The sequence below is a fragment of the Kitasatospora sp. NPDC023118 genome (assembly GCF_055560875.1).
The window spans coordinates 1-1,324 of record NZ_JBVHHW010000096.1 but is presented as its reverse complement, the minus strand read 5'-3'; the positions used below and the strand labels follow the sequence as shown (position 1 = coordinate 1,324).

1 protein-coding gene is annotated in these 1,324 nt (G+C 67.7%); it reads left to right on the top strand.

Features of this window, described 5'->3' with window-relative positions; all coding sequences use genetic code 11:
- The first annotated feature begins 46 nt into the window (after positions 1 to 46).
- Positions 47 to 1,285 (top strand): IS30 family transposase, encoded by a 1,239-nt coding sequence (locus ACZ3UD_RS37715; protein WP_465598642.1) that lies wholly within the window; start codon positions 47 to 49, stop codon positions 1,283 to 1,285.
- The last annotated feature ends 39 nt before the right edge of the window (positions 1,286 to 1,324 follow it).

Here is a 1,324-nt window from a genome sequence, read left to right as displayed (position 1 = left end):
ACTTGAGTTCTAGCGGTCCTCGCAACACCCCAGCTCAGGGGATGCGATGGACTTCGAGATTCGCGACCGCTCGGTCAACCAGGGGGCACGTGCCCTCACGGCGGAGCGGCGGATCTACCTTCAGCTCGTGCAACAGGGCGTGGAGTACAAGGAGGCGGCCCGGATCGTGGGAATCGACCCGCGAACGGGCCGGAGGTGGCGCAACGGCCGCAACGCATCAGGCGGTACCGTCGCGGCACTGCCGATCGACACGTCAGGGGCATCACCGAAGCCCTCGGTGACACCCCTGGACGGCCCATCCAGATACCTCCGTGAGGCCGATCGCATCCACATAGCCGACCGGCTACGGGAGAAGGCCACCGTCCGCGCGATCGCAGCCGAGCTGGGACGGAGCCCCTCCACGATCAGTCGGGAGATCCGCCGCAACCAGCATCCCGTCAACGGCCAGTACCGACCCCATGCCGCTCAGGCTCGCGCCGACGCCCGCCGGCCCCGCCCCAAGCCCGGCAAGATCGGCCAGAACAGCGAGCTGCGGAACTTCATCCAGGACCACCTGACCCTGCGATGGAGCCCCGAGCAGATCTGCAACGCTCTTCGCGTACGGTTTCCCGACCGGCCAGAGATGCACGTGACCCACGAGACGGTCTACCAGGCCCTCTACTGCCAGGACCGCGGGGATCTCCGCCGAGAACTGACCCGGGAATTGCGGACGGGCCGCGCCCGCCGCCGCCCGCACCGCCAGGCGAACAAGCGCCGGCCCCGCTCGGTCCGAGACATGGTCATGATTAGCGATCGACCCTCCGAGGCCGCCGACCGCGCCGTTCCCGGGCACTGGGAGGGCGACCTCATCATCGGCAAGGACCACAAGTCCGCGATCGGGACCCTGGTTGAGCGCACCACCCGCTACGTGATGCTGCTGCACCTACCCGCCGGCCACAGCGCAGCCCAGACCCGGAACGCTCTCATCAACACCGTGAGGACGCTTCCGCCGCACCTACGGCGCTCCCTCACCTGGGATCAGGGCTCGGAGATGGCCGCCCACCGTGCGTTCACCATCGCCACCGACGTCCCCGTCTACTTCTGCAACCCGGCCAGTCCGTGGCAGCGAGGCTCCAACGAGAACACCAACGGCTTGCTCCGGCAGTACTTCCCCAAGGGCACCGACCTGTCCAGGCACACCCGCGAGGAACTGGACGCCGTCGCTGCCGAGCTCAACCGCCGCCCACGCAAGACACTCGGCTGGGAAACCCCAGCCGAGTGTCTGTCTAAACTGCTCGCTGCCTGAACAACCGAACCGGTGTTGCAACGACCCCTCGAATTCGCC